Annotated in this window: 3 protein-coding genes; 2 read left to right on the top strand and 1 reads right to left on the bottom strand. The window is 65.5% G+C overall.

All coding sequences use genetic code 11. The features are described 5' to 3' along the window. Together AC1DWI_RS16615 and AC1DWI_RS16610 are read left to right on the top strand one after the other, a co-directional pair. A partial coding sequence (locus tag AC1DWI_RS16615) for an ABC transporter substrate-binding protein (RefSeq protein WP_477725243.1) occupies window positions 1-912 on the top strand: 912 nt, incomplete at its 5' end. An 81-nt stretch (window positions 913-993) separates the two neighbouring features. After that, window positions 994-1953: an alpha/beta hydrolase gene (locus AC1DWI_RS16610; RefSeq protein ID WP_477670365.1), complete on the top strand. Its 960-nt coding sequence runs from the start codon at window positions 994-996 to the stop codon at window positions 1951-1953. A 25-nt stretch (window positions 1954-1978) separates the two neighbouring features. Here the strand turns inward: AC1DWI_RS16610 and AC1DWI_RS16605 are convergent. Beyond that, window positions 1979-3611, bottom strand: a 1633-nt coding sequence (locus AC1DWI_RS16605) for an acetoacetate--CoA ligase (protein ID WP_477725242.1), incomplete at its 5' end; no start/stop codon positions are given.

Here is a 3611-nt window from a genome sequence, read left to right as displayed (position 1 = left end):
GAGCTGGTGACGCTGGATGACGGCGGCGACCCACGGCGCGTGGCGGCCAACCTGCGCATCCTGGTGGGCCAGCACAAGGCAGTGCTCATCGCCAATTGCCTCGGTGAACGGGCCTGCCTTGAGGCCGCCCAGGCCACGCGTGAACTTCGCGTGCCGCTGGTCGGCCCGATGTCGGGCGCGTCGGCTTTGCGTTCTCCCGATGTCCGCCATGTTTTCAGCCTGCGGCCGGATGATGCGCGAGARGCCGATGCACTGGCGCGCCAGCTGGCATCCATCGGCGTCACCCGGGTGGCGGTGCTGGCCGACGGTTCCGAACCGGCGCGCACCGAGGCGCTGGTGGCAGCCTTGCAACGCGACGGCCGGCAGGTCACACGCATCACCGCCGACGCGCGGCTGTCGTCCATCGAAGCGGCATTCCGCGACGTGGCCAAGGCCGCGCCGCAGGCCCTGGTACTCAACCTGGGCAACGAGGTGCTGGATGCGCTGGGGCGGCTTCCGGCCGCAGCCTATGACAGTGTGCCGTCCACCATCGCCACTTTGTCGACGGCGGGGCTGACGCAGCTGACACGGCTGTTTCGCAACCGGCTGGTGGGCTACACCAGCGTGGTGCCGAATCCCGAGGTGGCCCGCCTGCCCATCGTGCGTGAGCTCGAGCGCGATGCAGACGATTTCATCGGCCCCGAGGCTATGACCTTCGAAGGCCTGGAGTCCTACCTGAACCTGCGTGTCTGCACGGAAGCCTTGCGCCGTGCCGGCCCGCGCACCGACAGCCAGCGCCTCGGCGAGGCGATTGAAAGCCTTGGAGCACTGGACCTGGGCGGCTTCAGGCTCTCGTTCGGTCGGGAGCGKCACCACGCTTCGGACCATGTCGAGATCGGCATGCGGGCGCGCGATGGAAAACTAATTCGGTGACACCCCCTAGGCGCCTGCGGCCCGGCAAAGCCGGTTCCGCGCTGACCCTTGTACTGCAACTGTGAACTGCCAAGGACTGCAATGACCATATCTACCATCCCCACCGTGCTCGAGACGGCTCCGCTGGACCCCGCCTTGGCCGGCTTTCTGGCGCAGGCGGCCGCGCAGGGCAACCCGCCCCTGGAAAGCCTGCCCCCCGCCATCGCGCGGCAGGTTTACCGCGAGCTGGCCGGCACCTTGGGCTTGCCGGCCCCAGCCATCGGGGAAGTGAACGACACCAGCTTCCCCGGCCCCAGCGGTCCGCTGCGCCTTCGTGTATACCGGCCCGAAGCTGCAGGCCCCTGGCCCGTGCTGCTGTATGCGCATGGCGGTGGTTTTGTGATCGGCGATCTGGAGACCCACGACAAGGTTTGCCGCACGCTGTGCCACCACAGCGGCATGCTGGTCGTGGCGGTGGACTACCGGCTGGCGCCGGAGCACCCCTTCCCCGCCGCACCGGACGACGTCGAGGCCGCCTTGCGCTGGGTACTCGCAAATGCCTCTGCGTTGGGCGGCGACGCAAACCGTATCGCTGTGGCCGGCGACAGCGCCGGCGCGCAGCTGGCACTGGTGGCATCACGGCGCGTGAACGCAAAAGCCGTTCGCGCGCTCGGCCTGATCTATCCGGTGGCACAGCACCCCAGCCAGCCCAGCGCCTCCTACCCGGAGAACGAAGGCAAATTTCTCAGCATGGGCGTGATGCAGTGGTTTATGGCCAGCTATCTCGGCAAGCAGACCGATGCGGACAAGCATCCTGACTTTGCTTTGCTGGACTCAGGGGGCCTGGCGAACCTTCCCGCCACATGGGTCGCCACCATGGGCCACGACCCGCTGCGCGACGAGGGCCACGCCCTCGCCCGGCGCATGGACTCTGCCGGGGTAGAGGTGACGCACCGCCACTACCCCAGTGCCATTCATGCCTGTATACATTTCACGGCGGTGTCGCCCATCGGCCTGCGGGTCGTGACGGACCTGGCGCGGTGGTTGCGCGAACAGACCTGACCGGCTTGCGGCCGGCATCATGACGTCACGCGGGGCGGTCTGTCTCCACCCGCCGGCTTTGCGCGAAGGCCACATACCAGTCCAGGCTGCCCGGGTTGGCCATGGCGTCTTTGTTGACGACTTTCTCCAACGGCTGGCCCAGCAGCAGTTTCTTGATCGGCAGCTCCTGCTTCTTGCCGGATAGCGTGCGTGGGATTTCAGGCACGACAAAAATCTCATTGGGCACAAAGCGCGGCGACAACGCCGTCTTGACGGCCTGGTTCAGGCGCACCTTCATCGCTTCGTCAAGCACATGGCCAGGCCGCAGCACCACAAAGAGCGGCATATAGCTTTCGCGACTCAGGTATTCGAGGTCGACCACCATGGAGTCCAGCACTTCGGGCAGCGCCTCAATCGCGCTGTAGAGCTCGCTGGTGCCCATGCGCAGGCCGTGGCGGTTGATAGTGGCATCGCTGCGGCCATAGATGATGCAGCTGCCCGAGGGCGTAACCTTGAGCCAGTCGCCATGCCGCCACACGCCGGGGTAGGTGTCGAAGTAGCTCGCGAGGTAGCGTTGGTTGTCCTTGTCGCCAACGAAGTACAGCGGCATGGACGGCAGCGGCTGCGTGCAGACCAGCTCACCGACTTCATCGACAACGGACTCGCCCTTGTCGTTCCAGGCCTCGACCGCGCAGCCGAGGATGCGGCATTGCATTTCGCCGGGAACCACGGGCAGTTCGCGGTTGCCGCCTATAAACGCACCGGCGAAATCAGTCCCGCCGGAGATATTGCACCACCAGATTGGTGCCCCCACGCTTTTCACTTCGTGTACCTCCGGCGTTACGCTGCCCCTTTCCCCTGAAATTGGGGCTGCCTGGCCTTGGGGCGGCCCGGCGGCCAGGCGTGTCCGGTTTTCCCGATCACGTAGCTTTGCGAACTGCGCGGTACCCCATCGCTGCGTGTCTTCGCTGAGCGGTGATCCAGTTGTGCCCAGCGTACGAAGCCGGCCCAGGTCACCACACTGCGCAATGTCAATCCCCGCCTTCATGCAGTTGGCAAAGAAGGCCGCACCCGCACCAAAGAAAGTAGCACGCGTGTTGGCGACAAAGCGCCACAGTGTGGTCCAGTCGGGCTTGTCCTTGTTCGTGCCCGCCGGGTTGCCGTCGTAGATGCAGCAGGTGGTACCGTTGAGCAGGCTGGCGGCCTGCACGTTCCACATGATCCAGCCGGTGGAGCTGTACCAGTGAAAGCGTTCCGGATTGGCCGGGTCGGCATAACTGGGTGCCAGGTCGTTGTGCAGGCGCAGCAGCGCCAGCCCCACCAAGGCCACGCCACCATGGCCGTGGACGATGGGTTTGGGCAGGCCGGTGGTGCCGCTGGAATAGACGATCCACAATGGATGGTCAAACGGCAGCCAGAGTGGCTCGAAGGCCGCTGTTTGTGCATCGTTTCGGGCTGTGGCGCTTTGCAGGTGTGCGCAATCAGCTATCAAATCAATAGCATTTGAATTGCCGGGCAGCACCTCGTGAAGGATCACGTGCGTGGCGCTTGGCAGCGCGGCGGCCAGCTCGGCCACCACGCTGCGGCGGTCGATGTCCTTGCCGCCGTAGTGCACGCCGTTGCAGGCGATCAGCACCTTGGGCTCAATCTGTGCTGGACCGTTTTCGCCAGATTGAGCC

The sequence above is a fragment of the Polaromonas sp. P3_C2 genome, from assembly GCF_056402675.1.
The sequence above is the reverse complement of the archived record's forward strand: the minus strand, read 5'-3'. Positions and strand labels throughout refer to the sequence as shown.

Coding starts and splice junctions, on each gene's coding strand:
- AC1DWI_RS16610 (WP_477670365.1), top strand. CDS start 994: ATGACCATATCTACCATCCCCACCGTGCTCGAGACGGCTCCGCTGGAC.